Here is a 457-nt window from a genome sequence, read left to right as displayed (position 1 = left end):
ACCTCGGCCGGCACGCCAGGCGCGGCCTCGGCCAGCGTGTCCTGCCTCGGGGCCGCCTCACCCGCCGCGACGCGGGAAAAGTTCGGCAGGATCGGCTTGCGGGTGCGGACGCGGACGGCGCAGCGCATCGCGATCTCGACGGTCGCCTGCAGGGCGTCCGGCAGGTCGGCGAAGAGCTCGGCCATCTCCGCGCGGGTCTTGAAGCCGTGCAGCCGGGTGAGCTTGCGGCGGCGGTCGTCGGAGACGACGCGGCCGTCGGCGATGGCGAGCAGGGCGTCGTGGGCGTCGTAATCGCCCGCCTTGCCGAAGAACGGCTCGTTGGCGGCGGCGATCGAGAGGCCGTCGCGGTCGGCCATGCGCAGCAGCTCGGCCTCGATCCGGCGCTCGTCGTCGAGGCCGTGGCGCTGCAACTCGACGTAGAGCCGGCTCTCGCCGAACGTCGCGCGCAGCGCCGCGA

At 74.2% G+C, this 457-nt stretch carries 1 pseudogene; it reads right to left on the bottom strand.

Annotated elements, in window-relative coordinates:
* Positions 1-457, bottom strand: a pseudogene (locus FV222_RS28985) (DNA polymerase III subunit alpha); the annotation flags it as partial.

The sequence above is a fragment of the Methylobacterium sp. WL103 genome, from assembly GCF_008039885.1.
GTDB lineage: Bacteria > Pseudomonadota > Alphaproteobacteria > Rhizobiales > Beijerinckiaceae > Methylobacterium > Methylobacterium cerastii.
This window is presented reverse-complemented; position numbering and strand designations above follow the sequence as displayed.